This is a genomic window from Azospirillum sp. A26, assembly GCF_042604635.1.
Taxonomy (GTDB): Bacteria; Pseudomonadota; Alphaproteobacteria; order Azospirillales; family Azospirillaceae; genus Azospirillum; species Azospirillum palustre.
Map to the genome: position 1 here is coordinate 877,991 of NZ_CP170473.1, position 23,122 is coordinate 901,112.

Below are 23,122 nucleotides of genomic sequence, written 5' to 3' on the forward strand. Positions count from 1 at the left end.
TCGGCAACGTCGGGCGCGATGCGGCGGGGGTGGAGCCGATCATCGCGCCAATCGGTTAAGACTTGTCAAATATCCGAACTGTTTGTCTACCTACCATTTGTGCCCGTGGATTTCTATTTTGACACGAAACGGTGCCGCAGCCGCTCGATGGCGGTGTCGAGCACTTCGTCCTTCTTTGAGAAGCAGAAGCGCACGACGTTGGTCGGCGCGTTTTCCACGAAGAAGGCGCTGACGGGGATGGCGGCGACCTTCGCCTCCGCCACCAGCCAGCGGCAGAAGGCCTGATCGTCGCCGTCGAAGCCGAAGCGCGAGATGTCGGCGGCGACGAAATAGGTGCCGGCGCTGGGCAGCACGTCGAAGCCGACCGAGGCGAGGCCGACCGACAGCCGGTCGCGCTTGGCCTGGAGCCCGGCGGCGAGCCCGGTGAAATAACCCTCCTCCTTGCCCAGCCCGTAGGCGACGGCGGTCTGGAGGTTCGGCGGGGTGGTGAAGGTCAGGAACTGGTGCGCCTTGGCGACCGGCTGCAACAAATGCGGGGCGGCGGTGACGTAGCCGACCTTCCAGCCGGTCAGCGAGAAGGTCTTGCCGGCCGACCCGATCTTCAGGCAGCGGTCGCGCATGCCCGGCAGGCTCATCAGCGGGATGTGGCGGCGGCCGTCGAAGACGATGTGCTCGTACACTTCGTCGCAGACCGCCAGCGCATCGTGGCGCTGCACGAACTCGGCGATCAGCTCCAGCTCGGCCCGGTCGAAGACCTTGGCGGCGGGGTTCAGCGGATCGTTGATCAGCACCAGCTTGGTGCGGGGAGAGAAGGCGGCCTCCAGATCGGCGCGGCTGAAGCTCCAGTCCGGCGCCTTCAGCGAGACGAAACGCGGCACGCCGCCGGCCAGCCGGACGATGGGCAGGTAGCTGTCGTACATCGGCTGGAACAGCACCACCTCGTCGCCCGGATTGATCAGGCCGAGCAGGCAGGCGGTCAGCGCCTCGGTCGCGCCGGAGGTGACCATCGTCTCGGTCTTCCAGTCGACGTCGAGCCCATAGAAGCGGCCGGCGTGGGCGGCCAGCGCCTGACGCAGATCGGGCGTGCCCATCATCGACGGGTACTGGTTCCACCCGGTCAGCAGCGCATCGGCCGCGGTTTGCAGCACGTCGGCCGGCCCGCGGTCATCGGGGAATCCCTGGCCCAGGTTGATCGCGCCATGCTCCTCCGACAGGCGGGACATGACCTCGAAAATGGTGGTGCCATAGCTGGACAGCAGCGCGTTGCCCGACTTCACCGGAAAACCTCCTCATGCGAACGGACGCACAAGATGGCCGCTGCGGGGCGACGCTGTCCAGTGCCCGCTTCCGCAGGGCTGACCGCAGGGGAGCGGTCGTCTGCCGTCGGCAAAATCGTTTGGACTCCCACCGAGCGATGGAGACGGCCATGGTATGGCTGTTGCATACTCAGGTAAGTTTCTGTCCCAAGGAGTGTAATTCCGATGTCATTCTCTTCCCGCTGCCGCGGTGCCGCCCTGTCGGCTTTGGTCCCGGCCCTGGTCCTGTTCGGGCTGGCCGGTTCCGCGCAGGCTGCGGAACCGATCAAGGTCAAGGTGTTCGTCGGCTCGATGTTCGAGATCGGCAAGAACACCGGCGACCGCGCCGGCGAGTTTCAGCACTGGTACGAGCGCTATTGGCAGACGGCCGAGCCGATCGCGGTGAAGGGCGCGCTGAACCCGGTCTACTGCAACGCCGACGGCATCTGCGGATCGGTGCTCGGCATGGGCAAGGTCAGCTCGTCGGCCTCGATGCAGGCGATCCTGCTGAACCCGCAGCTCGACCTGTCGCAAGCCTATTTCATGGTCACCGGCGTGGCCGGCACCCCGCCGTCGCGCGGCACCATCGGCGAAGTGAGCTGGGCGACCTGGGTGGTCGACTATGACCTCGGCCACCGCTGGGCACCCGAGGAAAACAAGCCGGGCGAGCCGACCTTCATGCCGCGCAAGGGTTACGAGGCGGTGCGGCTGTTCCTGATGAACCCGGCGCTGGTGTCCTGGGCGATGCGGCTGACCGCCGACACGCCGCTGAAGGACAGCGATTCCGCCCGCGCCTACCGCAAGCGTTATCCGCAGGAAGCGGCACAGCGTGCTCCTTTTGTGGGCACCGGCACCCACATGACCGGCGACACCTTCTTCCACGGCCCCGGCATGTCGGCCCAGGCGCAGTACATCGCCAAGCTCTATGGCGCGGACGACTACGTCATCACCGAGATGGAGGCGGCGGCGATCACGCTGGTCATCAAGCGGCTGCAAGGCTCCGACCGGGTGATGAGCCTGCGCGGCGCGGTCAATTTCGACCAGGGCAACCCGAACGAGACCACGCTCCAGCACCTCGACCCGAAGCCGGGCGAGACCGCCGGCGGCTTCGCCGAGACGGTGGAGAATGTGGAGCTGGTCGGGTCGCGGATGGTCGACCACATCGTCGGCCATTGGGACCAGTGGAAGGACGGCGTTCCTGCCCTGCCCGCTCCCTGACGAACGGACTCGTCAGCACCTGCCGGGAAACCGCCCGGCAGGCGCTTGCGGCCTACTCGCCGTAAATCTTGCGCAGGCGGCGGTTGCGCAGCTTCAGCCGGATGCGTTCGACCGGGCTGAAGATGCGGGGGTAGCGGCGCTTGCCCCGTACGAACAGGCGGCGGGCGTCGGCGGAGTTGCGCAGCACCAGCACGCCGCCGAGCAGCATCACCGGCAGGCCGCCGGGACCGGGCAAGGGGGCGATCAGCAGGCCGAGCAGGATGATCGTGCATCCGGCGCCGATCAGGGCCAGCTGTCGCACACGCGCGAAAGACAGCGTCTGGGCGGTATCGGGAGGACTCATCTGCGGTTCGACAGGCTCCAAGCTTTGCGTTCGTCCGCATATGGGCCTGGAGGAGCGTGTCGAAAAGGCCCCCCTCCCCTTTGCAGGTGTGGGAACGCGTCTTCTCCCGTCCCGGTGGGCTCAATGCCCCGATTTTCAATGCAGCGTGCGCATCGGTTCCGGCGGCGCGGCGCGCAGGCGGGCCGGGTCCAGGCGGCTGAGGGCGGCGTCGCGTTCGGCGGGCTTGGGCTCCCAGCCGAATTCGCGGATCAGCTGGTCGCGGGCGGCGACGGCGCGGCGGGACAGGTGGGCGCAGCCGTCCGGGCCTTTGCCCCGGCGCGGCGGCGGGCAGCGGCGGTCGGCGCAGCTTTCCAGCATCAGGCGGATCATCCGCTCGCGCTTGGCGGCATCGACATAGCCCATCTGGTCGAAATAGAGCTTGGTGAAGGCAAGTTCGGTGACGCGGGCCTGGGCCTCGCGGTCGCCGACGATCACCGCCGCCACCACCTCCACGCAACGGCCGGCGAAATGCGGCAGCGGCGCGGTGCCGTCGTCGGCACGGTCGAGCAGGCGGCTCGGCAGATCGACCAGCCGGCCGGTCACGTCCTTCACCAGATAGCGGCGCCACACCGACATTTCCGCCTCCCGTCAGGCTTCAGCCCCGATGCGAAGCCTACACCAGACGGAGGGAACACGGAACCGCTCATGAACACACGATCCCGTGAACGGTCGGGTTCCGGCGCGCCTCGGCCTCAGCGCGGCACCAGCGGCCAGAAGATCGCGATGGCCGTCGTGCCGAACACCACGACCATGATCGACAGCGGCAGGCCGAGCCGCCAGTAATCGCCGAAACGGTAGCCGCCGGGCCCCATCACCAGCGTGTTGCACTGGTGGCCGATGGGGGTGAGGAAATCGCAGCCCGCCCCGATCGCCACCGCCATCAGGAAGGCGTCGGGCCGCAGCCCGAGATGGGTGGCGAGGCTGGCGCCGATGGGCGCCATCACCAGCACCGTCGCGGCGTTGTTCAGGAACGGGGTCACCGCCATCGCCGCCACCATGATCATCGCCAGCGCCCCCACCGGCGGCAGCCCCTGCGACAGCTCCGACAGGAAGCCGGCGATCAGCTCGGTGCCGCCGGTGGTGCGCAGCGTCTCGCTGACCGGAATCAGCGACCCCAGAAGCACCAGGATCGGCCATTCGATGGCCTCATAGGCATCGCGCAGGCTGACCACCTTCAGGGCGGTCATCGCCACCGCCGCTCCGAAGAAGGCGATGGCGACCGGCACCAGCCCGGTGGCGACCAGCGTGACGGTCAGCCCCAGCACCGCCACCGCCACGGCGCGCTTCGGCGTGCGGCCGATGGCGAGGTTGCGCTCGGCCAGCGGCAGGCAGCCCAGCTCGGCCAGCGTGTCGGAGACGGCGGCCTGCCGGCATTGCAGCACCACCAGATCGCCCGATTGCAGGCGGATGCGGCGCAGCCGCTGGCGGATTGGCCGGCCGCGCCGGCTGAGCGCCACCAGATTGGCGCCGAACCGCTCGCGCAGGTTCACCTCCTCGATGCTGTGGCCGATCATGGCGGAGCGCTGCTCCACCACCGCCTCGACCACGGCGATGTCGTCCTCGTTCTCGACCCCCTCCTGGTCCTTGTCGTGCATCATGCGCAGGCCGGCACGCTTGACCAGATCGCCCAGCGCCGTGGTGTCGCCCTCCAGCACCAGGATGTCGTCGGCGAACAGCACCCAATGGCCCGACGGGACATAGCGGCGGTAATTCTCGCGCACGATGGCGGCGACCGTCACCTCGTTCTCCCCGAACGTCTCCAGCTCCGCCACCGTGCGGCCGACGAACTGCGAGCCGGCGGGCAGCCGCGCCTCCGCCGTGTAATCGTCGATGTTGAAGGCCGGCCCGGCTCCCGCCGCCCGCCCCTTCGGCAGCAGCCGGTAGCCGACCGTCAGGAAGGCGACGCCGACCACCGCGATCACCAACCCCACGGGCGTGAAGTCGAACATGTGGAAGGGCTCGCCGGTCATCTCCGCCCGCACCCGCGACACGATGATGTTGGGCGAGGTGCCGACCAGCGTCATCAGCCCGCCCAGCAGCGAGCCGAAGGCCATCGGCATCAGCAGCAGCGACACCGGCGTGCCGCTCCGCCGCGCGACCTGCACGGCGATGGGCATGAAGATGGCCAGCGCGCCGATGTTCTTGACGATGGCCGACAGCATGGTCACCGCCCCGGCCAGGACGGCCACCTGGGTCCAGACGCCGGTCATCCGCGCGGTCAGCGGGCGCATTGCCGCCTCCACCACGCCGGAGCGGCCGACGGCGGCGCTGACCACCAGGGCCGATCCGACGATGATGACGATGTCGTCGGAAAAGCCCTGGAATGCCTCCTTCGCCGGCACGATTCCGGCGGCGACCGAGGCCAGCAGGGCGATCATCCCGATAAGGTCGTAGCGCAGCCGGTCCCAGATCAGCAGCGCGATCACCGCACCGATGATCCCGAACGATAACATCTGGTCGATGGTCATTGGGAAAGGCAGCGTCCTTATCCTGTGATCCGAAGCCGGATCGGACAGGGGAACGCGGTTCTGCGTCCGGTCAGCGCGCCGAACCCGACGCCTTTCCGTCCCCGCGGCCATTGCCCGACTTGCCGGATGCCGCCGCCCCCTTGTCGGGCGACCGGGCATCCTGCACCAGCCGGCCGCACTGTGGCTGTTCCTCACTGCCCGGGTCAAGGAAGGGCAGCACGCCGGCCAGCGGGGTCAGCAGCACGCCCAGCGCCACCGCCGCAGCACCCCGCGCCGCCGACTCGGTGGGATCGACGCCGATGTCCGGGTTGCCCAGCGTGCCGCCGACCAGCACCGGGACGTGGGTGGCGAAGACCTGCGGCGACTTCGAATCGCCGACGATGCGCAGATCCAGCGCCTCGTTGCGCAGGCTGATCCGGCCCTTGCCGGTGACCAGCGTTTCCGGCGTGTCGAGCACCAGCGCCTCGACCTGGGCGACACCGTTCTGCACCGCCATGTTGCCGACCAGGCAGTTGAAAGGCATCGGCTTCGACCCGGAAATGACCACGCCCAGCGTTTCCAGGATGTTGGTCTTCAACCCCTTGACCGCGAGGCTGGTGACCCGTCCGCCGTCCACCGCGACGCCGATCTTGCCGTCGGAGCTGCCCAGCAGGTCGGCCACCGTCTTGCCCGAACCGGCAAGCTGGATGCGTCCGGCCACCGTGCCGCCGATCTGGCCCGCCAGGGAGGTTTCGCTGAAGAAGGTGGACAGCTTCATCGCGCGGATGTCCAGGTTGGTGCGCATCGCCGGCACCTTGCGGCTGCCGTCCACCTGCACCGTGCCGGCGATCCGCCCGCCGCCGATGCCCAGCGACAGCGGATCGAAATGCAGATCGCCGTTGGCCAGCCTGACCCGCATGTCCAGATCCTGGAGTGGGGCGAATGGCGCCTCCACTCGCTTGCCGCGCAGGCGGACATCCATGTCGGTGTTGCGCAGCATCTCCACATTCACTGGGGTCGCCGGGATGACGCGGCCGTTGCCGCGGGTCGGGTAGTCGCCGCTACCGCGCGGCGAGGCGCCGATCAGGCCGGCCAGATCCTGGGCCGCCAGCCGGTTGGAGGTGAGGTCGGCCTTCACCATCGGCCGCTCCCCATTGGTGTCGACGGACAGGTCGCCGGCAAGGTCGCTCTCGCCGACCTTGCCATTCATGCCGTGGAAGGCCCACAGGCCCCCTTCGCGCGACAGGTGACCGGAAATGGAGTAGGGCCGGGTCTTCGGCGTCGGGATGCCGAGGATCGGGAAGATCTCCGCCAGATCGTTGCCGCTGAGCGCCACCGACAGGTCGACGCCCTCCAGCTTCACCGGCTCGGCCACCGACCCTTCGATGCGGCCCTTGGTCTTGCCGACGGCGGCGTCGATCTTCAGCGGATAGGGCTTGGGGTCGTCGCGCAGATAGAGCAGCGAGCCGCCCTCGACCGCCAGGGTGAAGGGCTTGCCGGCGAAGTTGCCCTTGCCGTTCAGTTGAACGGTGTCGCTGTCATTGTCGCCGGTGGCGGTATTGATGGTGTTGTCGATGTCGATGTCGCCGGTTGGGTCGCGGTAGCGAATCCTGCCGTCGGCGATCAGCAGCCGTTCGATCACCGGAATGTCGCCGCGCTTGTCGGGGGTCACGGTCTCCTTCGCCACCTCCTTCTCCGCGTTGGGCGGGCCGAAATTCCAGTTCGCCTCGCCCTTGTCGTTCTTTTCCAGGATCAGCTTCGGACCCTCGAATTTCAGCTCCGGCAGTTCCCAATTGCCGCGCAACAGCGGCCAGGGGCGCAGCGAGGCGTCCAGCGCCTTGATCTCCGCCATCGTCCTATCCTGCGCCCAGTCGGCGTTGGCGACGCGCAGCCCTTCCAGATGGATGCGGATCGGGTTGCCGAGATGCACGCGCAGGTCGCCGTCGATGGCGACCTCGCGGTTCAGCGCCGCCGAGGCGCGGCGGGCGACGAAGCCACGGGCGTCGTTCCAGTCGAACAGCAGCACCACCGCGCCGACCCCGACGACAACGAGACCGACGAGGCCCAGCAGGCCGTAGCCGATCCATTTGAACACCGATCCCGCACCCGCTTTCATCCCCCTGCCCTCCGCGCACCGTCCCTTCCCCTGACAACGGACAAGGGGGCGGAACAGCGAAGGCCGGAGGCGGGGATTACCGCAAGAGATCCAGCGCTCCAGCCCGAAAGTTATATATTCCGTTGGCGCTTATATTGGATTTAACGCAAAATTCAGTATCGCAGCGCCGTAATCGAACGATGCCCCATCCCCGCAGCCAGGGCCGCAGGACAAGATGCGTTCTCTGACCAACTTCGCCCCGTCCACCTTCGAGGAACGCGGTGCCGCCGTGGCCTTCACCACGCCGGTGCTGGCGCAGACCCGCGTGCGCAAGGACAGCCGCGACCAGCTGGAAGTGCTGGTGCCCAACCTGTCGGAAGGGCGTGGCGTCTATGTGGTTCCGTGGAAATCGCTGCCGCTGGCCTTCCCGATGACCGTGCATGACCGGATGCTGCACGATCTGATCGCCAAGGCCGAGGGCTGTTCGCCCGACGACATCCGCAAGGCGGTGCTGGAGGCGGCGCGCTGCGGGCTGGCCGGCGGCGGCGCCGTGGCGGCGGCGGAAGCGGCGCTGGGCGACGACGAGGACCAGCGGCTTCTCATCAACTACCAGCTGATCGTCGAGGCGCTGAAGGCGGTCGGCCTGGAATCGACGGAGATCCTGAAGGTCGGCCTGACCTCCGCCGCAGGGCAGAAGCTGACGCGCGACCTGATGATGAAGGCGGCGCAGCGTCTGGCTCTGGAACCGAAGGAACTCTACGGCCGCATCGCCGAGCTGGCGCTGATGATGGAGGCCATCGGGCTGGCCAGCTCACCCAAGCCGGCGCGGCTGCGGCGGCTGATGCGCGATCTCCAGGGGTTCCGCGACAGCATGATCGACTGGGCGACCGACAACGTGTCGGAGGCGGCCCCCATCGGCGGCTTCTGCGCCGAGGTGGCGGAGCATACGGTCAACCACGCCCGCAACGTCATCGGCCAGTTCGATCAGGCGATGGCATCGTTCGAGGTGCTGCTGCGCCAGTGGGAGACCAAGCGCCCGCAGATCCGCAAGGCGTCGAGCCGGCTGTCCTGGCTGCTCGACGGCTGGGAATACCTGATCCTGCTGTGGAACGATGCGCTGACCCAGGACCGCTACAGCCAGGACATGGCCGTCCACGACATCTTCCGCGTCATCCCCCTGCTGCCGAAGGACGAGGGGCGCGCCGACCAGTCGACGCTGGCGGACAAGCTGACCACCAGCCACAAGCGGTCGGTGCGCGCTTATGTCGACTGGCGCAGCGGCCAGCTCGATGTCGATCTGGTCATGCGGATCGAGACGATCAAAGGGAGGGCGGCCTGATCATGGAGATGAAGGATCTGGTCGCGCTGGGCGACAAGCTTCTGGACATCGACGAGCCCAAGTTCCGCCAGATCGTCGATCTGCTGGAGCAGATGAACGACCATCCCGACATCCAGCGCACCATCGCCGTGATCCGCCCCCGCCTGGTCGAGCTGCGGCTGCACCGCCGGCCGACGCTGAAGCGGCTGTTCTGCGATCCGTTCGAAGACCTGTTCGAAGCGCTGGGCAAGGCCGACCCGGTGCCGCTGAGCGTGATCGAGCGGTCGCTGATGAACAGCCTGTGGCCGCTGGTCGAGGCGCAGGTCGGCAAGGAGCACATGCGCGCCTTCCGCCCGGCCCTGCAGGACGGGCCGGAGCGCAAGGCGCTGGCCGAAGCCTTCTGGGGGGAATGCGCCGCGGCGGTGACGACCATCGCCCAGGGGGCGGTGTCCGGGCATTTCAGCGAAGCGCTCGACCTGCGGATGAACCCCAACCGGATGCGGGCGCTCGCGGACATCGCCATCATCCTGTCCATCGCGCCCGAGATCATGGAGCTGAAGGCGGCGCTGTCGCCCAAGCCGGTGCCGAAGCTCCATGGCGACCATATCGAGGCGATCCAGACCATCGGCCGCCGGCTGTCGCGCGCTAGACCGGAATCGTTGAAGATCTTCATCCTGCTCGCCGCCTCGCGCCTGACCGATCCGTCGGTGCTGCTGAGCGGGCTTTGGGACATGGATCTGGGCCAGAAGTCGGCCGACCGCGCCGCCCTGTTCATGCAGCTGAGCGGCACCGTCGTCGCCCAAATCGAGGACCGCTCGCGCAGCTGGCAGGACACCCCGGCCAGCGACCGCATGGCGGTAGCCGATCTGGCGCTCGACCTCGTCGCCAGCCTGGACGCCACGCGGACGGCGATGGAACACAGCCGCAACAAGGAGTTCGACCAGCGGCTGAAGCAGGTCCGCAGCTCGGTCCACGCCATGGTGAAGTCCCAGGTGTTGCAGGATGCCGATGCCGGCATCGTCGCCGCCATCGGCGCGCTGGAGGGCGGCAGCGAAGGACGCGCCCAGCTGGCCCAGGCGGAGAACCACGCCCGTGCGCTGCGCAAATGCGCGACCATCGCCGATACGCTGGGGCTGCGCGGCGAGCTGCGGGAGATGACGCAGAAGACCACCGCCTCGCTGACGGCAAAAGCGCAGCAGGCGCTGGCCGGACCGGCCGGCAACAGCCGCACCGGCTACACCGCCATCCGCATGATCGAACTGATTGCCGGACCGGCCGAAGCGAATAAGATCATGGACGACATCATGAGCGGCGGCCGGCGGTGAGCGTGCCGGCACCTTGCGGTTCGGAGGAGCGGGCGATGGGATCGGGATACACCGGGTGGGAATTGCCGCCGGACGAGCGCGGGCGCCTGCTGGCCCTGGTTCCGCCCCGCTATGAGAGGCTGGTCGCCGACCATGTGACCCTGACCTTCGGCGTCGGCCCGCAGGAGCCGCTGCCCGCCGCCACCGAGGCCGACGTGATCGGCTATGCCGACGACGGCGAGGGGGTGCAGGCGCTGGTCGTCGCCGTCGACGGCGCCAGCGACCGGCCGGACGGATCGACCTACCACATCACCTGGTCGCTGGCGGACGGGCGGCGCCCGGTGGAATCCAACGACGTCATCCACGACTATGGCTGGCGTCCGGTGGACCCGGTGACGGTCAGGCTGGTGCCGCGCTATTTCGCGCTGTAAGGCAAAACCTCACGGCAGCTCACGGCACCTCCGCCACGCCTTCGGCGGCGACGCCGCGCTTGAGGCGCTGTTCGCGGTAGACGATGAACAGGCCGCTGCCGATGATCAATGCCGCGCCCACCCCCATGCGCGCGGTGGGGGCCGTGCCCCAGACCGCAAGGTCGAGGATCACCGCCCACAGGATCGACACATACTGGAACGGCACCACCACCGCGGCCGGGCTGAGTTGCAGCGAGCGGTTCATCATGGCGTGGCCGGCCAGCGCAGTGACGCCCAGCAGCCCCAGCAGGATGAAGCCGAGCCAGCCCGGCGCCTCCCAGGTCCAGGGCAGCGTCACCCCGCCGATCAGCAGGCCGCCGACCATCTGGTTGCCGACCAGCGTCAGGCTGGAGGCGGAGCGCAGGACGCGGGTGGAGATCACGCCACTGGAGAAGATGAAGGCGCCGATCAGCGCCACCAGCGACGGCCACAGGTCGAAGCGGCCGGTCGGGTTCAGCACGATGACGACGCCGACGAAGCCGACCAGCACCGCCACCCAGCGGCGCCAGCCGACGCTTTCCCGCAGGACCAGCACCGACAGCGCGGTGACGATCAGCGGCGCCGACATGTAGATGGTCATCACGTCGGCCAGCGGCAGATAACCGACCGCCCAGTAGAAGCAGGCGACGTCCACCGTCATCAGCAGCACACGCAGGATGTGCAGCGGCAGCCGGTCCACCGCGAAGACCGCAGCGATGCCCTCGCGCCAGATCATCGGCGCCAGCACCGCCAGCCCGAACAGGCTGCGCACGGCCAGCAGCATGGCGACCGGATGGTCGGCCACCAGCCACTTGCCGAGCGCGTCGTTCAGCGTGAAGAGCGTCATCCCGCCCAGCATCATCAGGATGCCACGGCGGGTGTCGGTCGCGGGTGCCGCGGTCATGGAAGGGGTCCGGGAATTGGTTAAGGGCTGATTTCGAAGGCCGCAGGCCATGGCCTGCAAATGAGCCGGTTGCGGGGCCGGCATATTGCGGGATTGCCGAGCGAACGCAACCCCTCCGCGCGGGACGGGAGCAATGACAAATGGGCGCTGGCGCCGTCGTGCGACGGCGATGCCCTTCGTGACCGTGCGACGGCGATGCCCTTCGGGCAAGGCGGCACGGGATTGTCCACGTCCAAAGTTTGACCGGGATTTCCGCAACTTGGCGAGGCTACAGCACTCCAAAATGAAGAAATTAAATTATCATGTGTAGAATTTTTCTTCCAAAAACGAAGGGAAACTTCAGATTGCGGATTTCTTTTTTTATTCTAATGAATAATTGTGAATATCTATCAGAATATGACAAATATCAACAGGGTGAATAAATATTTATGCGGTCTGCACATTTTAACCATGCTTTATCTTTGAGATAGGGTATTTTTCATCAATCACCCTAAAGGCCTAATGGCCTTGTTTTGGTTTATCGTTGTCGCCGCATTAGGGCGCATCCCCAGCGCACTCCTGGCGTATGGCTTCGAAGAGGATCAGGCCATGTTGAATCTTTCAAATCTTTCCATCGCCAAGAAGCTTACCGGCGCTTTCGCGTCCCTGGTTGCGATTGCCCTCGCCGTCGCGCTTTCCAGCTATTCGAAGCTTTCGTTCATCGAGACGTCGAGTGGCTGGACGGCCCACACATACGAGGTGCTCGAAGAGGTCAATAGGCTCCTGGGAGACGTGGTGAACCAGGAAACCGGGGTCCGTGGCTATCTCATTGCCGGCGACGACAAGTTCCTGGAGCCGTATCGGGCGGGCCAGCGCAGCTATGTGGATAGCTTTGCGAAGGCGAAGCAGCTGACTGCGGACAATCCGGCGCAGCAGGCCCGTCTCACCGAGATCGACCGCTTCTATCGGACGTGGCTGACCACGGTCGCCGAAAGGGAGATCGCGCTCATGGCGAATCCCGAAACTCGCGAGCAGGCGCTCACCCTGGCGGCTTCGGGTGCAGGAAAGGAGTCGATGGACGGTCTGCGCGGCAAAATCGCGGAGATCGACAAGACGGAGCGCGATCTCCTCGCCAAGCGCGCCGTCGATCAGGCCGACGCCTTTTCCACCTCCTACACCGTCAATCTCGCCGGCAGCGGCGGCATGATCATCCTTGCGATAGCGGCCGGCATCCTGTTGTCGCGCGGCATCGCCACGCCGATCCGCGACATGACCGCCGTCATGGGACGGCTGGCCGCCGGCGACAACGGCGTGCAGATCGAGGGGCAGCAGCGCCACGACGAGATCGGCGCGATGGCGCAGGCCGTCGAAGTGTTCAAGCGGAACGCCATCGAGAATACCCGCCTGGAGGCCGAACAGGAGCAATTGAAGGCGAAGGCGGAGGCGGACCGCAAGGCGTCGATGGCGGCGCTGGCCCGCAGTTTCGAAGCCAGCGTCAAGGGCGTGGTGGAAAGCGTCGCCACGGCATCCGGCAACATGCAGTCGGTCGCCACGACGATGGTCGGAACGGCGCAACAAACCAGCCAGCAGGCCAGCGCCTCGGCCGCTGCAGCCGAACAGACCTCCGCCAACGTCCAGACCGTCGCCGCCGCCGCCGAGGAGATGTCGGCTTCGCTGGTCGAAATCTCCAAGCAGGTCAGCACCTCGTCCCAGATCTCCGCCCAGGCGGTCAGGGATGCGGAGCGGACCAACGACACCGTCGCCGGTCTGGCGAACGCCGCGCAGAAGATCGGCGAGGTGGTGACGCTGATCCAGAGCATCGCCGGCCAGACCAACCTGCTGGCGCTGAACGCCACCATCGAGGCGGCCCGGGCGGGCGACGCCGGCAAGGGCTTCGCCGTCGTCGCTTCGGAGGTGAAGAACCTCGCCACCCAGACCGCCCGCGCGACCGACGAGATCGCCACGCAGATCGCGACGATGCAGGCGGTGACCTCCGAAGCCGTCGACGCGATCAAGGGGATCGGCGGGACGATCACGCAGATGAGCGGAATCGCCACCGCGATCGCCTCGGCGGTCGAAGAGCAGAACGCGGCGACCGGGGAAATCTCGCGCAATGTGACCCAGGCGGCCTCGGGCACCATGGAGGTTTCCAGCAACGTCAGCGAGGTGCAGAAGGCCGCGACCCTCAGCGGCAGCATGGCCGGTCAGGTTCTTGACGCCGCCGGCGAACTGTCGCGCGAAGCCAGGACGCTCAGCTCCGCGGTCGACGAGTTCCTCCGAGGCGTCCGCGCCGCCTGACCGAGGCGTCGCTCGGTCCCGTGGGCGGGAAAGGTCAGTACATCGGCTAGACCTCTCCCGCCTCGGCATCGCACCATCGCCGATGCCACGCTACCCGGCGACGGGCAACCGGTTGGTCTCCTTCATCTCGCGCAGCGACAGGTTCGACCGGATGCTGGCGACCCCCGGCAGCTTTCGCAGAACCCTGTCGACGAAGCCGCTGTAATCGTCGAGATCGCGCGCGACGACAACCAGCAGGAAATCCGCCTCTCCGGTGGTGTTGTGGCAGCTCAGTACGGAGGGGCAACCCTGGATGATCGCCTCGAAAGCCGCGGTCACCTCCTCGCCGTGCTGGGTGCAGACGATCTGCACGAAGGCCATGACGCCGAAGCCGAGCTTGCGGCGGTCGAGAACCGCCTGATAGCCCTTGATCACCCCGCTTTCCTCCAGACGCTTCTGCCGCCGCCAGCAGGACGCCTCGCTGAGCGCCAGCTGTTCGGAGAGCTTGGCGTTCGACAGCCGGCCATCCTGTTGCAGTCGGTCGGCAATCGCGGCATCCATTTTATCCAACGGGGCCATGCTGAAGGACTCCTTCGCAATCAAGCCATTCGAAGAAAGAGCCCTTCATATCTCCGGTTCTGCCGATCTTCAATTGAAAGCCAATTTCAGCGGGTCCGTCGTAGACTGCGGGGAGCGTCCAGACGGAGTCCCCCGATGAAAGCCGTGGTCTACGAGGCATTTTCCGCCCCGCCCAAAATCATGACCGTGCCCGATCCGACGCCGGAGCCGCATGGCGTCGTCGTCAAGGTGATGGCAACCGGCGTCTGCCGCAGCGACTGGCACGGTTGGGTCGGCCATGACACCGACATCCAGCTTCCCCATGTTCCCGGCCACGAGTTGGCCGGCATCATCGAGGCGGTCGGCAGGGACGTGACGAAATGGAAGGTCGGGGACCGGGTGACGGTCCCGTTCGTCGGCGGCTGCGGCGCCTGTCCCGAATGCCATTCCGGCAACCATCAGGTCTGCGACCGTCAGTTCCAGCCCGGCTTCACCCATTGGGGCTCCTTCGCCCAGTATGTCGGCCTGCATCAGGCGGACATCAATCTGGTGGGGCTGCCGGAGAGCATGGACTTCACCACGGCGGCCAGCCTCGGCTGCCGCTTCGTCACCTCGTTCCGCGCCGTCATCGACCAGGGCAAGGCCTCCGCCGGCCAGTGGGTCGCCGTTCACGGCTGCGGCGGCGTCGGCCTTTCGGCGATCATGATCGCCAATGCGGTGGGCGCCAACGTCGTCGCCATTGATATTTCCGAGGACAAGCTCGCCCTGGCCCGCGCGCTCGGCGCCGTCGCCACGGTGAACGCGTCGGAGGTCAGGGAGGTCGCCGAAGCGGTGATCGAGACCACCCGCGGCGGCGCCCATGTCTCGCTCGACGCGCTGGGCCATCCCACCACCTGCTTCAACTCGATCAGCAACCTGCGCAAGCGGGGCAAGCATGTGCAGGTCGGGTTGATGCTGGCCGAGAACAGCACGCCGGCGATTCCGATGAGCCGCGTCATCGCCAACGAACTGGAGATCCTCGGCAGCCACGGCATGCAGGCTCACCGCTATGACGCGATGCTGGAGATGATGCGGTCCGGCAAGCTGGCGCCGGAGAAGCTGATCGGCCGGACGATCACGCTGGAACAGTCCATCGACGCCCTGATGAGCATGGACAGGTTCGAGGGCACCGGCGTCACCGTGGTGACGGAGTTCTGAAGCCGGCTTTCAATGATGGGGCCGGAAAGCTCGCGCTTTCCGGCCGATCTTCGGCGATCAGATCACGCCCTTCTCGCGCAGGGCGGCGATGTCGGCCTCGCCCAGGCCGAGGGCCTCGGCCAGCACCGTGTCGGTGTGCTGGCCCAGCGTCGGCGGGGCGGTGTCGTGGACCAGCGGAGTGCCGCTGTAGCGGATCGGGCTCGCCACCGTCGGCACGCTGCCCTGGGTCGGGTGCGGTAGATCCTGGTGGATGTTGCGGGCCTTGACCTGCGGATCTTCGAAAACCGCCGCCAGATCGTTGATCGGGCCGCAGGGCACGCCGACCTGCTCCAGCGCGTCCAGCCAGTCGTGGCTGTCGCGGGTGCGGATCAGTTCTTCCAGCAGGGCCACCAGCTCCTTGCGGTTGGCGACGCGGGCCGGGTTGGTGGCGTAGCGTTCGTCCTTGGCCAGATCGGGCCGGCCGGCGACCGTGCAGAACTTGGCGAACTGGCCGTCGTTGCCGACCGCCAGGATGATGTAGCCGTCGCGGGTGGCGAAGGCCTGATAGGGCACGATGTTGGGATGGGCGTTGCCGAGCCGCTGCGGCGCCTTGCCGCCGACCAGGCAGTTCATCGCCTGGTTCGCCAGCACCGCCACCTGCACATCCAGCAAGGCCAGATCGACCTGCTGCCCCTCGCCGGTGCGGTCGCGGTGGGCGAGCGCGCCCATGATGCCGATGGTGGCGTAGAGGCCGGTGAAGATGTCGGTCACTGCGACGCCGACCTTGACCGGACCGCCGCCCGGCTCGCCATCGGGCTGGCCGGTGATGCTCATCAGCCCGCCCATGCCCTGAATCATGAAGTCGTAGCCGGCCCGGTTGCGGTACGGCCCGGTCTGGCCGAAGCCGGTGATCGAGCAATAGACCAGCCGTGGGTTGACCGCCTTCAGGCTGTCATAGTCGAGGCCGTATTTGACCAGCCCGCCAACCTTGAAATTCTCGATGACGACGTCGGCCTGGGCGGCAAGCCTGCGGACAAGCTCCTGCCCTTCCGGCCGTTCGAAGTCGATGGTGATCGACCGCTTGCCGCGGTTGGTCGACAGAAAATAGGCCGACTGGTCGCCGGCCCAGGGCGGCCCCCAGGCACGGGTATCGTCGCCGGCACCCGGCCGTTCCACCTTGATCACGTCGGCACCGAGATCGGCCAGCGTCTGCGCCGACCACGGCCCGGCCAGCACGCGCGACAGCTCCAGCACCCGGATGTGCGACAAGGGTCCGGCCAAGGTGTCTTCCTCCTGTTTATTGGCTCCCCCCGCCCTTGAGTCCCCTCTCCCCCCGGGGAGAGGGTTAGGGTGAGGGGGATGCGTAGCGGAACACCAGCGACGATGCCGGCGCTCCGCGCGTCCTGATAGTCCTCGCCATGCGTCCCCCTCACCCTTCCCAAGCGAAGCTTGGGCCCCTTCCCTCTCCCCGGGGGGGGAGAGGGGGCTTTGGGGGCGGAAGAGGTTACGCCGACACCAGTTCTTCCAGCGAGCGCTCGATGATGTCCAGGCCTTCATCGACCAGGGCATCGGAGGCGGTCAGCGGGACCAGGATGCGGATGACGTTGGCGTAGGTGCCGCAGGACAGCAGGATCAGGCCCTTTTCCGCCGCCTTGGCGACCAGCGCCTTGGTCAGGTCGGCCGCCGGCTCCTTGGTCTCGCGGTCGGTCACCAGCTCCATGGCGACCATGGCGCCCAGGTTGCGGACGTCGCCGATCACCGACAGGCTGTTGCGCTGGGCCATGGTGCGGAAGCGGCCGGCGATGCGCTCGCCCAGCTGCTCGCTGCGCTCGACCAGCTTCTCTTCCTCGATGACGTTGATGACGGCCAGCGCGGCGGTGGTCGCCAGCGGGCTGCCGGCATAGGTGCCGCCGAGGCCGCCGGGGATCGGGGCATCCATCAGCGCCGCCTTGCCGGTCAGCGCCGACAGCGGGAAGCCGCCGGCCAAGCTCTTCGCCATGGTGACGAGGTCCGGCTCGATCCCGGCATGCTCGAAGGCGAACATCTTGCCGGTGCGGGCGAAGCCGGTCTGGATCTCGTCGACGATCATGACGATGCCGTGCTTGTCGCAGACCGCGCGCAGCGACTGGAGGAAGGACGGGCTGGCGATGTTGAAGCCGCCCTCGCCCTGCACCGGCTCGATGATGATCGCGGCGACGCGGGCCGGATCGACGTCGGACTTGAACAGGTTGTCCAGCGCCTTCAGGCTCTCCGCCTCGCTGATGCCGCGGTAGGCGTTGGGGAACGGCACGTGGAAGATCTCGGCCGGGAACGGACCGAAGCCGACCTTGTAGGGCACGACCTTGCCGGTCAGGCCCATGGTCAGCAGCGTGCGGCCGTGGAAGCCGCCGGAGAAGGCGACCACGCCCGGACGGCCGGTGGCGGCGCGGGCGACCTTGACGGCGTTCTCGACCGCCTCGGCGCCGGTGGTAAAGAAGGCGGTCTTCTTCGGCGTCGGGCCGGGGACCAGCGCGTTCAGCTTCTCCGCCAGCTCGACGAAGCTGTCATAGGGCGTGACCATCGCGCAGGTGTGGGTGAAACGCTCCAGCTGCGCCTTCACCGCCTCCATCACCTTCGGATGGCGGTGGCCGGTGTTCAGCACGGCGATGCCGCCGGCGAAATCGATGAAGCGCTTGCCCTCGACATCCCACATCTCGGCATTCTCAGCGCGGTCGATGTAGAAGGGCATGCCGGCGGAAATGCCACGGGAGACGGCGGCCTCGCGACGGGCGACGAAGGACTGGTTGGTGGTCATGTTCGCTTTTCCTTTGACGACGGTCAGGCGCCGAGGCCGACGCAGAGATACTTGACTTCCATGAAATCATCGAGGCCGTACTTGGAGCCTTCGCGGCCGATGCCGGACTCCTTGACGCCGCCGAAGGGAGCCACTTCGGTCGAGATGATGCCCTCGTTGATGCCGACGATGCCGTATTCCAGCTTTTCCGCCACGCGCCAGACACGGCCGATGTCGCGGCTGTAGAAATAGGCGGCAAGCCCGAACTCGGTGTCGTTCGCCATGCGGATGGCGTCCTCTTCCGTCTCGAACTTGAACAGCGGGGCGACCGGGCCGAAGATCTCCTCGCGGGCGACACGCATCTCGGTGGTGATGCCGGTCAGGATGGTCGGCTCGAAGAAGGTGCCGCCCAGCGCGTGGCGCTTGCCGCCGAGGGCGACGGTGGCGCCCTTCTCCAGCGCATCGCCCATCAGCTCTTCCACCTTGGCGATGGCGTCGGCGTTGATCAGCGGACCCTGGGTGACGCCGGCCTCGGTGCCGTCGCCGACCTTCAGCGCCTTGACGGCCTCGGCCAGCTTGGCGGCGAAGGCGTCATAGACGCCGGCCTGGACCAGCAGGCGGTTGGCGCAGACGCAGGTCTGGCCGGCATTGCGGTACTTCGACGCCATGGCGCCCTTGACCGCCTCGTCCAGGTCGGCGTCGTCGAAGACGATGAAGGGGGCGTTGCCGCCCAGCTCCAGCGACACCTTCTTGACCGTGCTGGCGGCCTGCCGCATCAGCAGCTTGCCGACCTCGGTCGAGCCGGTGAAGCTGACCTTGCGGACGATGGGGCTGTGGGTCAGCTCGTTGCCGATGGCGGCCGGCTCGCTGCCCATGACGATGTTGAAGACGCCGGCCGGGAAACCGGCGCGCTCGGCCAGCTCGGCCAGCGCCAGCGCCGACAGCGGGGTGTCCTCGGCCGGCTTGACCACCACGGTGCAGCCGGCGGCCAGCGCCGGAGCCACCTTGCGGGTGATCATGGCGTTCGGGAAGTTCCACGGCGTGATCGCCGCGACGACGCCGATGGCCTCCTTCAGCACGACGATGCGCTTGTTGGCGGCGAAGCTGGGGATCACGTCGCCGTAGGCGCGCTTGCCCTCCTCCGCGAACCACTCGATGAAGGACGCGCCATAGACGACCTCGCCACGCGATTCGGTCAGCGGCTTGCCCTGCTCGGCGGTCATCAGCTGGGCCAGATCCTCCTGCGCCGCGAGGATCAGCTCGTACCAGCGGCGCATGATGACCGCGCGCTCCTTGGCGGTCTTGGCCTTCCAGCCCGGCAGGGCGGCGTTGGCGGCGTCGATGGCCGCGCGCGTCTCGGCGGCGCCCATGTCGGACACTTCGGCGATGACGGCGCCGGTGGCGGGATTGGTGACCGGGAAGCTCTTCCCGGAATCGGCCGCGCGCCACGCACCGTTCACGTAGCCCTTGGTTCGGAGAAGGCCCTGGTCGTTCAGCGACAGCATGTTCGATCCGCCCTGGATGAAGGAATATGGAACCGGCCGGCCACGCCCGGCGAAAACTTCCTTGGTAATCAAGGATTTCCTGCGCGGGGGCCTGGACCTTGGACAGAAGCCTACCATGTTTAATAAATTAAACAACCCCTGTTTAGCTGTTCATATTCTAATGACGGGGTTGCGCGAATGGGCTATTGCCTAGAGTGGGTGAGGAGCAGGAGTCCGGTGATGGAATTCGATGTCGGCGCCAGGTTGAAGCAGATCCGCGAGCAGCATGGGCTGTCGCAGCGGGCGCTCGCCCAGCGGGCCGGAGTGACCAACGGCACGATCTCTCTGATCGAGCAGAACCGCAGCAGCCCGTCCGTGTCGTCGCTGCGCAAGGTGCTTCAGGGCATCCCGATGACCCTGGCCGAATTCTTCTCCTCCGATGACCTGCCGCCGCCCGAGCAGATCTTCTTCAAGGGCGACGAGCTGATCGAACTGGCCGGCGAGCTGAAGGGCACGGTCGGCCAGGTTTCCTTCCGGCAGGTCGGCGACCTGCGCAGCCGCAACCTGCAAATCCTCCACGAACGCTACGCCCCCGGCGCCGACACCGGCCGCACCATGCTCCAGCACGAGGGAGAGGAAGGCGGCATCGTCATCAAGGGCCAGATCGAGCTGACGGTGGGTGACCGCAAGCAGCTTCTCGGCCCCGGCGACGCCTATTTCTTCGACAGCCGCGTCAGCCACCGCTTCCGCAACATCGGCGACGTGGAGTGCGAGGTGATCAGCGCCTGCACCCCGCCCTATCTGTAACGGCTGCCTCCACCGGATCGAATCACGCCGGATCAGATCAGCTTGACCACCGCGGTCGCGATGCCCAATAGGCCGGCTATCGCGGTGAGCTGCCATGCCATCATCTTGCCGAACCAGATTTTCAGGTCCCGCTCCATGATCTGACCATCGCTGCGGATATCGTTGCGCAAGCTGGCGATGTCGGCCTTGGTCGCGATTTCCTGGCTCGTCGCTTCGGCGAAAGCCTCCGCCGCTGCGCGCGCCTGCTCCACCGAGAAGCCGCCGGCTTGCAGTTTCGTGGCAAAGCGCAACGTGTCGAACGGCACAGCGGACATCGCGATCCCTCATCACAACAACCACCGAAAAGATAGGGCAGAGCGGCCGGACTTTCCACCACGGCGATGCCGCCGCCGCTCTACAGGCCCCCTACTCCGCCTTCCCCTTCAGCCGCTCGTTGCGCCGGCGCAGGATTTCCAGCGTCGACAGCATGCAGACCGAGATCACCGTCAGCACCACCGCCACCGCGGTGATGGTGGGGCTGATGTTCTCGCGGATGCCGCTGAACATCTCACGCGGCAGCGTGCGCTGCTCCGGCCCGGCGAGGAACAGCACCGTCACCACCTCGTCGAAGCTGGTGGCGAAGGCGAACAGGGCACCCGACGCCAGACCCGGCAGGATCAGCGGCAGGATCACCTTGCGGAAGGTCAGCAGCGGCGGCGCGCCCAGCGAAGCGGCGGCCTTCGCCAGCGTCATGTCGAAGCTCTGCAGGGTCGCCGACACGGTGATGACGACGAAGGGGGTCGCCAGCGCGGTGTGGACCAGGATCAGGCCGAGATAGTTGCCGGTCAGACCCAGCGGCGCGAAGAAGAAATAGACGCCGACCGCAGTGATGACCACCGGGACCACCATCGGCGACAGCACGACGGCCAGCACCAGCGGCTTCCACTTGCTCTTCCACTGGGCCAGACCCAGCGAGGCCAGCGTGCCCAGCGCCATCGACAGCATGGACGACGCCACGCCGATGATGACGCTGTTCTTCAGCGCGTTCATCCAGCGGGCGGAGCCGAGGAAATCCTCGTACCAGCGCAGCGACAGGCCGGGCAGCGGATAGGTCAGGTAGGTGCTGGAGCTGAAGGAGAGCGGCACGATCGCCAGGATCGGCGCCATCAGGAAGATGAACACCAGCGTGGAGGCGACGATTGTCGCCATCCAGGCAAAACGCTGGCTGGCGGTCTGGGGGGAATGGTTCGCGCTCAATTCTTCAGACCTCCCGTCGTCTGGCGGCCGAGCGCCAGCTTGCCGTAGACCAGCGCCAGCACCAGCGTGGAGAGCAGCAGAACCGCACCCAGCGCCGAGGCGAGGCCCCAGTTGACCGTTTCCGTGGTGTAGAAGGCGATGAAGGACGAAATCATCTGGTCGGCGGCCCCGCCGACCAGCGCCGGCGTGATGTAGTAGCCGATGGCCAGGATGAAGACGAGCAGGCAGCCGGCGCCGATGCCCGGAATGGTCTGCGGCAGGTAGATGCGCATGAAGGCGGTCGCCGGCGGCGCGCCCAGCGAGGCGGCGGCGCGCATATAGGCCGGCGAGATGCCGCGCATGACGCTGTAGAGCGGCAAGATCATGAAGGGCAGCAGCACATGGGTCATCGCCATGTAGACGCCGAAGCGGTTGTAGATCAGCCGCATCGGCTCGTCGATCACGCCCAGCCATTGCAGCGAGCCGTTGACGATGCCCTCGCTCTGCAGGATCACGATCCAGGCGCAGGTACGCACCAGAAGCGAGGTCCAGAAGGGCAGCAGAACGAAGATCATCAGCAGGTTCGACCGGCCGGTCGGCAGGTTCGCCAGCAGATAGGCGACCGGGAAGCCGAGGATCAGGCAGAGCGCGGTGACGCCGAAGCCGATGGTGAAGGTGCGGATGAAGACGTCGCGGTAGATCGCCTGATCCGGCGGGGCGGCCACGATGGCGCCGTCGGCATTGCGGGTCAGGTCGACCGCGGCCAGCAGGTAATAGCTGGTGACCGGGCCGCTGGCGCTCTTGATCGCCGTCCAGCTTTCGCGCTCGCCCCAGGCGGGCGAGAGGCCGATCATCGTCTCCTTCGCGGTGCCGGGAGCGGGCTGCTCCTTCAGCTTGCGCGCGGTGGAGAGCAGAGTCGTGCGGTAGCCGTTGACGATGTAGTTCAGCCGCTTGGCCGCGACGGCCAGCGTTCCGGCCTCGCGCGCGGTGCGCATGTCGGCGGCGAGTGCGGCGAAGGCGGCCTCGTCGGGCAGGCCCTGGCCGTTCCAATGCTCCAGCGCCGCGACGGTCTGCGGCATCACCTGCGGCACCTCCCAGTCGTCGGCCGACTTCCAGATCATGCCGGCGAGCGGCACGACGAAGGTGAACAGCAGGAAGGCCAGCAGCGGCAGCACCAGACCCAGCGCACGGAACTGCCGGGCCCGCTCTGCCCGTTTCAATCGACGCTTCAACGGCACGTCGGCGCCGGCAACGAATGCGGCTGTCATCGGCATTGTCCTGTTGGAAAGTCCCTTCCCTCTCCCGCCCCGGGAGAGGGTGGCGCCGAAGGCGCCGGGTGAGGGGTGATCCAAGGAACCATGCGGTTCGGGATTCTTGCGGTGCCCCTCACCCTTCCCACCGCGTCGCGGCGGGCCCCTTCCCTCTCCCGGGCTATCGGCAG

At 67.0% G+C, this 23,122-nt stretch carries 20 protein-coding genes; 7 read left to right on the top strand and 13 right to left on the bottom strand.

Annotated features, from left to right (window positions below; genetic code table 11):
* Positions 1-113: 113 nt before the first annotated feature.
* Positions 114-1,277, bottom strand: coding sequence for an aminotransferase (locus tag ABNQ39_RS17975; protein ID WP_376962294.1), 1,164 nt, complete (start codon positions 1,275-1,277; stop codon positions 114-116).
* A gap of 204 nt (positions 1,278-1,481) precedes the next feature.
* Between ABNQ39_RS17975 and ABNQ39_RS17980 the strand changes: the two genes are divergently transcribed.
* The gene (locus tag ABNQ39_RS17980; RefSeq protein WP_376962296.1) at positions 1,482-2,513 is read left to right on the top strand and encodes a purine-nucleoside phosphorylase; all 1,032 of its coding nucleotides are present in this window, start codon (positions 1,482-1,484) and stop codon (positions 2,511-2,513) included.
* A 52-nt stretch (positions 2,514-2,565) separates the two neighbouring features.
* On the opposite strand, the gene ABNQ39_RS17985 is transcribed toward ABNQ39_RS17980, so the two are convergent.
* The 4 genes from ABNQ39_RS17985 to ABNQ39_RS18000 all read right to left on the bottom strand — a co-directional run bounded on the left by ABNQ39_RS17985 (position 2,566) and on the right by ABNQ39_RS18000 (position 7,458).
* Entirely contained in the window at positions 2,566-2,856 is a 291-nt protein-coding gene (locus tag ABNQ39_RS17985) for a hypothetical protein (protein ID WP_174469996.1), read from the bottom strand.
* A 135-nt stretch (positions 2,857-2,991) separates the two neighbouring features.
* The gene (locus ABNQ39_RS17990; protein ID WP_376962298.1) at positions 2,992-3,471 is read right to left on the bottom strand and encodes a hypothetical protein; all 480 of its coding nucleotides are present in this window, start codon (positions 3,469-3,471) and stop codon (positions 2,992-2,994) included.
* 116 nt (positions 3,472-3,587) lie between these two features.
* Positions 3,588-5,363, bottom strand: a complete 1,776-nt coding sequence (locus tag ABNQ39_RS17995) for an SLC13 family permease (RefSeq protein ID WP_376962300.1) — start codon at positions 5,361-5,363, stop codon at positions 3,588-3,590.
* Positions 5,364-5,433: 70 nt separating this feature from the next.
* Entirely contained in the window at positions 5,434-7,458 is a 2,025-nt protein-coding gene (locus ABNQ39_RS18000; protein ID WP_376962302.1) for an AsmA family protein, read from the bottom strand.
* A gap of 214 nt (positions 7,459-7,672) precedes the next feature.
* On the opposite strand from ABNQ39_RS18000, the gene ABNQ39_RS18005 reads away from it, so the two are divergent.
* Genes ABNQ39_RS18005 through ABNQ39_RS18015 form a run of 3 tightly spaced genes read left to right on the top strand, consistent with a single transcriptional unit; the run spans position 7,673 to position 10,490 of the window.
* On the top strand, positions 7,673-8,776 hold the full coding sequence (locus tag ABNQ39_RS18005) for a hypothetical protein (RefSeq protein WP_376962304.1): 1,104 nt from the start codon (positions 7,673-7,675) through the stop codon (positions 8,774-8,776).
* 2 nt (positions 8,777-8,778) lie between these two features.
* Positions 8,779-10,080, top strand: coding sequence for a hypothetical protein (locus ABNQ39_RS18010; RefSeq protein ID WP_376962306.1), 1,302 nt, complete (start codon positions 8,779-8,781; stop codon positions 10,078-10,080).
* Between the two features lie 35 nt (positions 10,081-10,115).
* A complete protein-coding gene (locus ABNQ39_RS18015) occupies positions 10,116-10,490 on the top strand; it encodes a hypothetical protein (protein ID WP_376962308.1) in 375 nt (124 codons plus the stop codon).
* Positions 10,491-10,509: 19 nt separating this feature from the next.
* On the opposite strand, the gene ABNQ39_RS18020 is transcribed toward ABNQ39_RS18015, so the two are convergent.
* Positions 10,510-11,412, bottom strand: coding sequence for a DMT family transporter (locus tag ABNQ39_RS18020; RefSeq protein WP_376962310.1), 903 nt, complete (start codon positions 11,410-11,412; stop codon positions 10,510-10,512).
* Positions 11,413-11,913: 501 nt separating this feature from the next.
* Here ABNQ39_RS18020 and ABNQ39_RS18025 point away from each other — a divergent pair.
* A complete protein-coding gene (locus ABNQ39_RS18025) occupies positions 11,914-13,689 on the top strand; it encodes a methyl-accepting chemotaxis protein (protein ID WP_376962312.1) in 1,776 nt (591 codons plus the stop codon).
* A gap of 90 nt (positions 13,690-13,779) precedes the next feature.
* Here the strand turns inward: ABNQ39_RS18025 and ABNQ39_RS18030 are convergent, their stop codons facing one another.
* Complete coding sequence (locus ABNQ39_RS18030; protein ID WP_376962314.1) at positions 13,780-14,247, bottom strand: Lrp/AsnC family transcriptional regulator; 468 nt, start codon at positions 14,245-14,247, stop codon at positions 13,780-13,782.
* A 135-nt stretch (positions 14,248-14,382) separates the two neighbouring features.
* Between ABNQ39_RS18030 and ABNQ39_RS18035 the strand changes: the two genes are divergently transcribed.
* Complete coding sequence (locus ABNQ39_RS18035) at positions 14,383-15,423, top strand: zinc-dependent alcohol dehydrogenase family protein (RefSeq protein ID WP_376962316.1); 1,041 nt, start codon at positions 14,383-14,385, stop codon at positions 15,421-15,423.
* Positions 15,424-15,480: 57 nt separating this feature from the next.
* Here the strand turns inward: ABNQ39_RS18035 and ABNQ39_RS18040 are convergent, their stop codons facing one another.
* The 3 genes from ABNQ39_RS18040 to ABNQ39_RS18050 all read right to left on the bottom strand — a co-directional run bounded on the left by ABNQ39_RS18040 (position 15,481) and on the right by ABNQ39_RS18050 (position 19,680).
* Positions 15,481-16,683: a CaiB/BaiF CoA transferase family protein gene (locus ABNQ39_RS18040; protein WP_376962318.1), complete on the bottom strand. Its 1,203-nt coding sequence runs from the start codon at positions 16,681-16,683 to the stop codon at positions 15,481-15,483.
* A gap of 223 nt (positions 16,684-16,906) precedes the next feature.
* Positions 16,907-18,196: a 4-aminobutyrate--2-oxoglutarate transaminase gene (gabT, locus tag ABNQ39_RS18045; protein WP_376962320.1), complete on the bottom strand. Its 1,290-nt coding sequence runs from the start codon at positions 18,194-18,196 to the stop codon at positions 16,907-16,909.
* A 23-nt stretch (positions 18,197-18,219) separates the two neighbouring features.
* Positions 18,220-19,680, bottom strand: a complete 1,461-nt coding sequence (locus tag ABNQ39_RS18050) for an NAD-dependent succinate-semialdehyde dehydrogenase (protein ID WP_376962614.1) — start codon at positions 19,678-19,680, stop codon at positions 18,220-18,222.
* A 219-nt stretch (positions 19,681-19,899) separates the two neighbouring features.
* Here ABNQ39_RS18050 and ABNQ39_RS18055 point away from each other — a divergent pair, with 219 nt between their 5' ends.
* Positions 19,900-20,466 (top strand): cupin domain-containing protein, encoded by a 567-nt coding sequence (locus tag ABNQ39_RS18055; protein WP_376962322.1) that lies wholly within the window; start codon positions 19,900-19,902, stop codon positions 20,464-20,466.
* Positions 20,467-20,498: 32 nt separating this feature from the next.
* Here ABNQ39_RS18055 and ABNQ39_RS18060 read toward each other — a convergent pair whose 3' ends face one another.
* From ABNQ39_RS18060 to ABNQ39_RS18070, 3 genes are all read right to left on the bottom strand, one after another.
* Positions 20,499-20,780: a hypothetical protein gene (locus tag ABNQ39_RS18060; RefSeq protein WP_376962324.1), complete on the bottom strand. Its 282-nt coding sequence runs from the start codon at positions 20,778-20,780 to the stop codon at positions 20,499-20,501.
* A gap of 91 nt (positions 20,781-20,871) precedes the next feature.
* On the bottom strand, positions 20,872-21,702 hold the full coding sequence (locus ABNQ39_RS18065) for an ABC transporter permease (RefSeq protein ID WP_376962327.1): 831 nt from the start codon (positions 21,700-21,702) through the stop codon (positions 20,872-20,874).
* Positions 21,699-22,949: an ABC transporter permease gene (locus ABNQ39_RS18070; protein ID WP_376962329.1), complete on the bottom strand. Its 1,251-nt coding sequence runs from the start codon at positions 22,947-22,949 to the stop codon at positions 21,699-21,701. The genes ABNQ39_RS18065 and ABNQ39_RS18070 overlap by 4 nt, the downstream gene beginning before the upstream one ends.
* Positions 22,950-23,122: the final 173 nt, after the last annotated feature.

Coding starts and splice junctions, on each gene's coding strand:
- ABNQ39_RS17980 (WP_376962296.1), top strand. CDS start 1,482: ATGTCATTCTCTTCCCGCTGCCGCGGTGCCGCCCTGTCGGCTTTGGTC.
- ABNQ39_RS17985 (WP_174469996.1), bottom strand. CDS start 2,856: ATGAGTCCTCCCGATACCGCCCAGACGCTGTCTTTCGCGCGTGTGCGA.
- ABNQ39_RS17990 (WP_376962298.1), bottom strand. CDS start 3,471: ATGTCGGTGTGGCGCCGCTATCTGGTGAAGGACGTGACCGGCCGGCTG.
- ABNQ39_RS17995 (WP_376962300.1), bottom strand. CDS start 5,363: ATGACCATCGACCAGATGTTATCGTTCGGGATCATCGGTGCGGTGATC.
- ABNQ39_RS18000 (WP_376962302.1), bottom strand. CDS start 7,458: ATGAAAGCGGGTGCGGGATCGGTGTTCAAATGGATCGGCTACGGCCTG.
- ABNQ39_RS18005 (WP_376962304.1), top strand. CDS start 7,673: ATGCGTTCTCTGACCAACTTCGCCCCGTCCACCTTCGAGGAACGCGGT.
- ABNQ39_RS18010 (WP_376962306.1), top strand. CDS start 8,779: ATGGAGATGAAGGATCTGGTCGCGCTGGGCGACAAGCTTCTGGACATC.
- ABNQ39_RS18015 (WP_376962308.1), top strand. CDS start 10,116: ATGGGATCGGGATACACCGGGTGGGAATTGCCGCCGGACGAGCGCGGG.
- ABNQ39_RS18020 (WP_376962310.1), bottom strand. CDS start 11,412: ATGACCGCGGCACCCGCGACCGACACCCGCCGTGGCATCCTGATGATG.
- ABNQ39_RS18025 (WP_376962312.1), top strand. CDS start 11,914: ATGGCCTTGTTTTGGTTTATCGTTGTCGCCGCATTAGGGCGCATCCCC.
- ABNQ39_RS18030 (WP_376962314.1), bottom strand. CDS start 14,247: ATGGCCCCGTTGGATAAAATGGATGCCGCGATTGCCGACCGACTGCAA.
- ABNQ39_RS18035 (WP_376962316.1), top strand. CDS start 14,383: ATGAAAGCCGTGGTCTACGAGGCATTTTCCGCCCCGCCCAAAATCATG.
- gabT (WP_376962320.1), bottom strand. CDS start 18,196: ATGACCACCAACCAGTCCTTCGTCGCCCGTCGCGAGGCCGCCGTCTCC.
- ABNQ39_RS18050 (WP_376962614.1), bottom strand. CDS start 19,680: ATGCTGTCGCTGAACGACCAGGGCCTTCTCCGAACCAAGGGCTACGTG.
- ABNQ39_RS18055 (WP_376962322.1), top strand. CDS start 19,900: ATGGAATTCGATGTCGGCGCCAGGTTGAAGCAGATCCGCGAGCAGCAT.
- ABNQ39_RS18060 (WP_376962324.1), bottom strand. CDS start 20,780: ATGTCCGCTGTGCCGTTCGACACGTTGCGCTTTGCCACGAAACTGCAA.
- ABNQ39_RS18070 (WP_376962329.1), bottom strand. CDS start 22,949: ATGACAGCCGCATTCGTTGCCGGCGCCGACGTGCCGTTGAAGCGTCGA.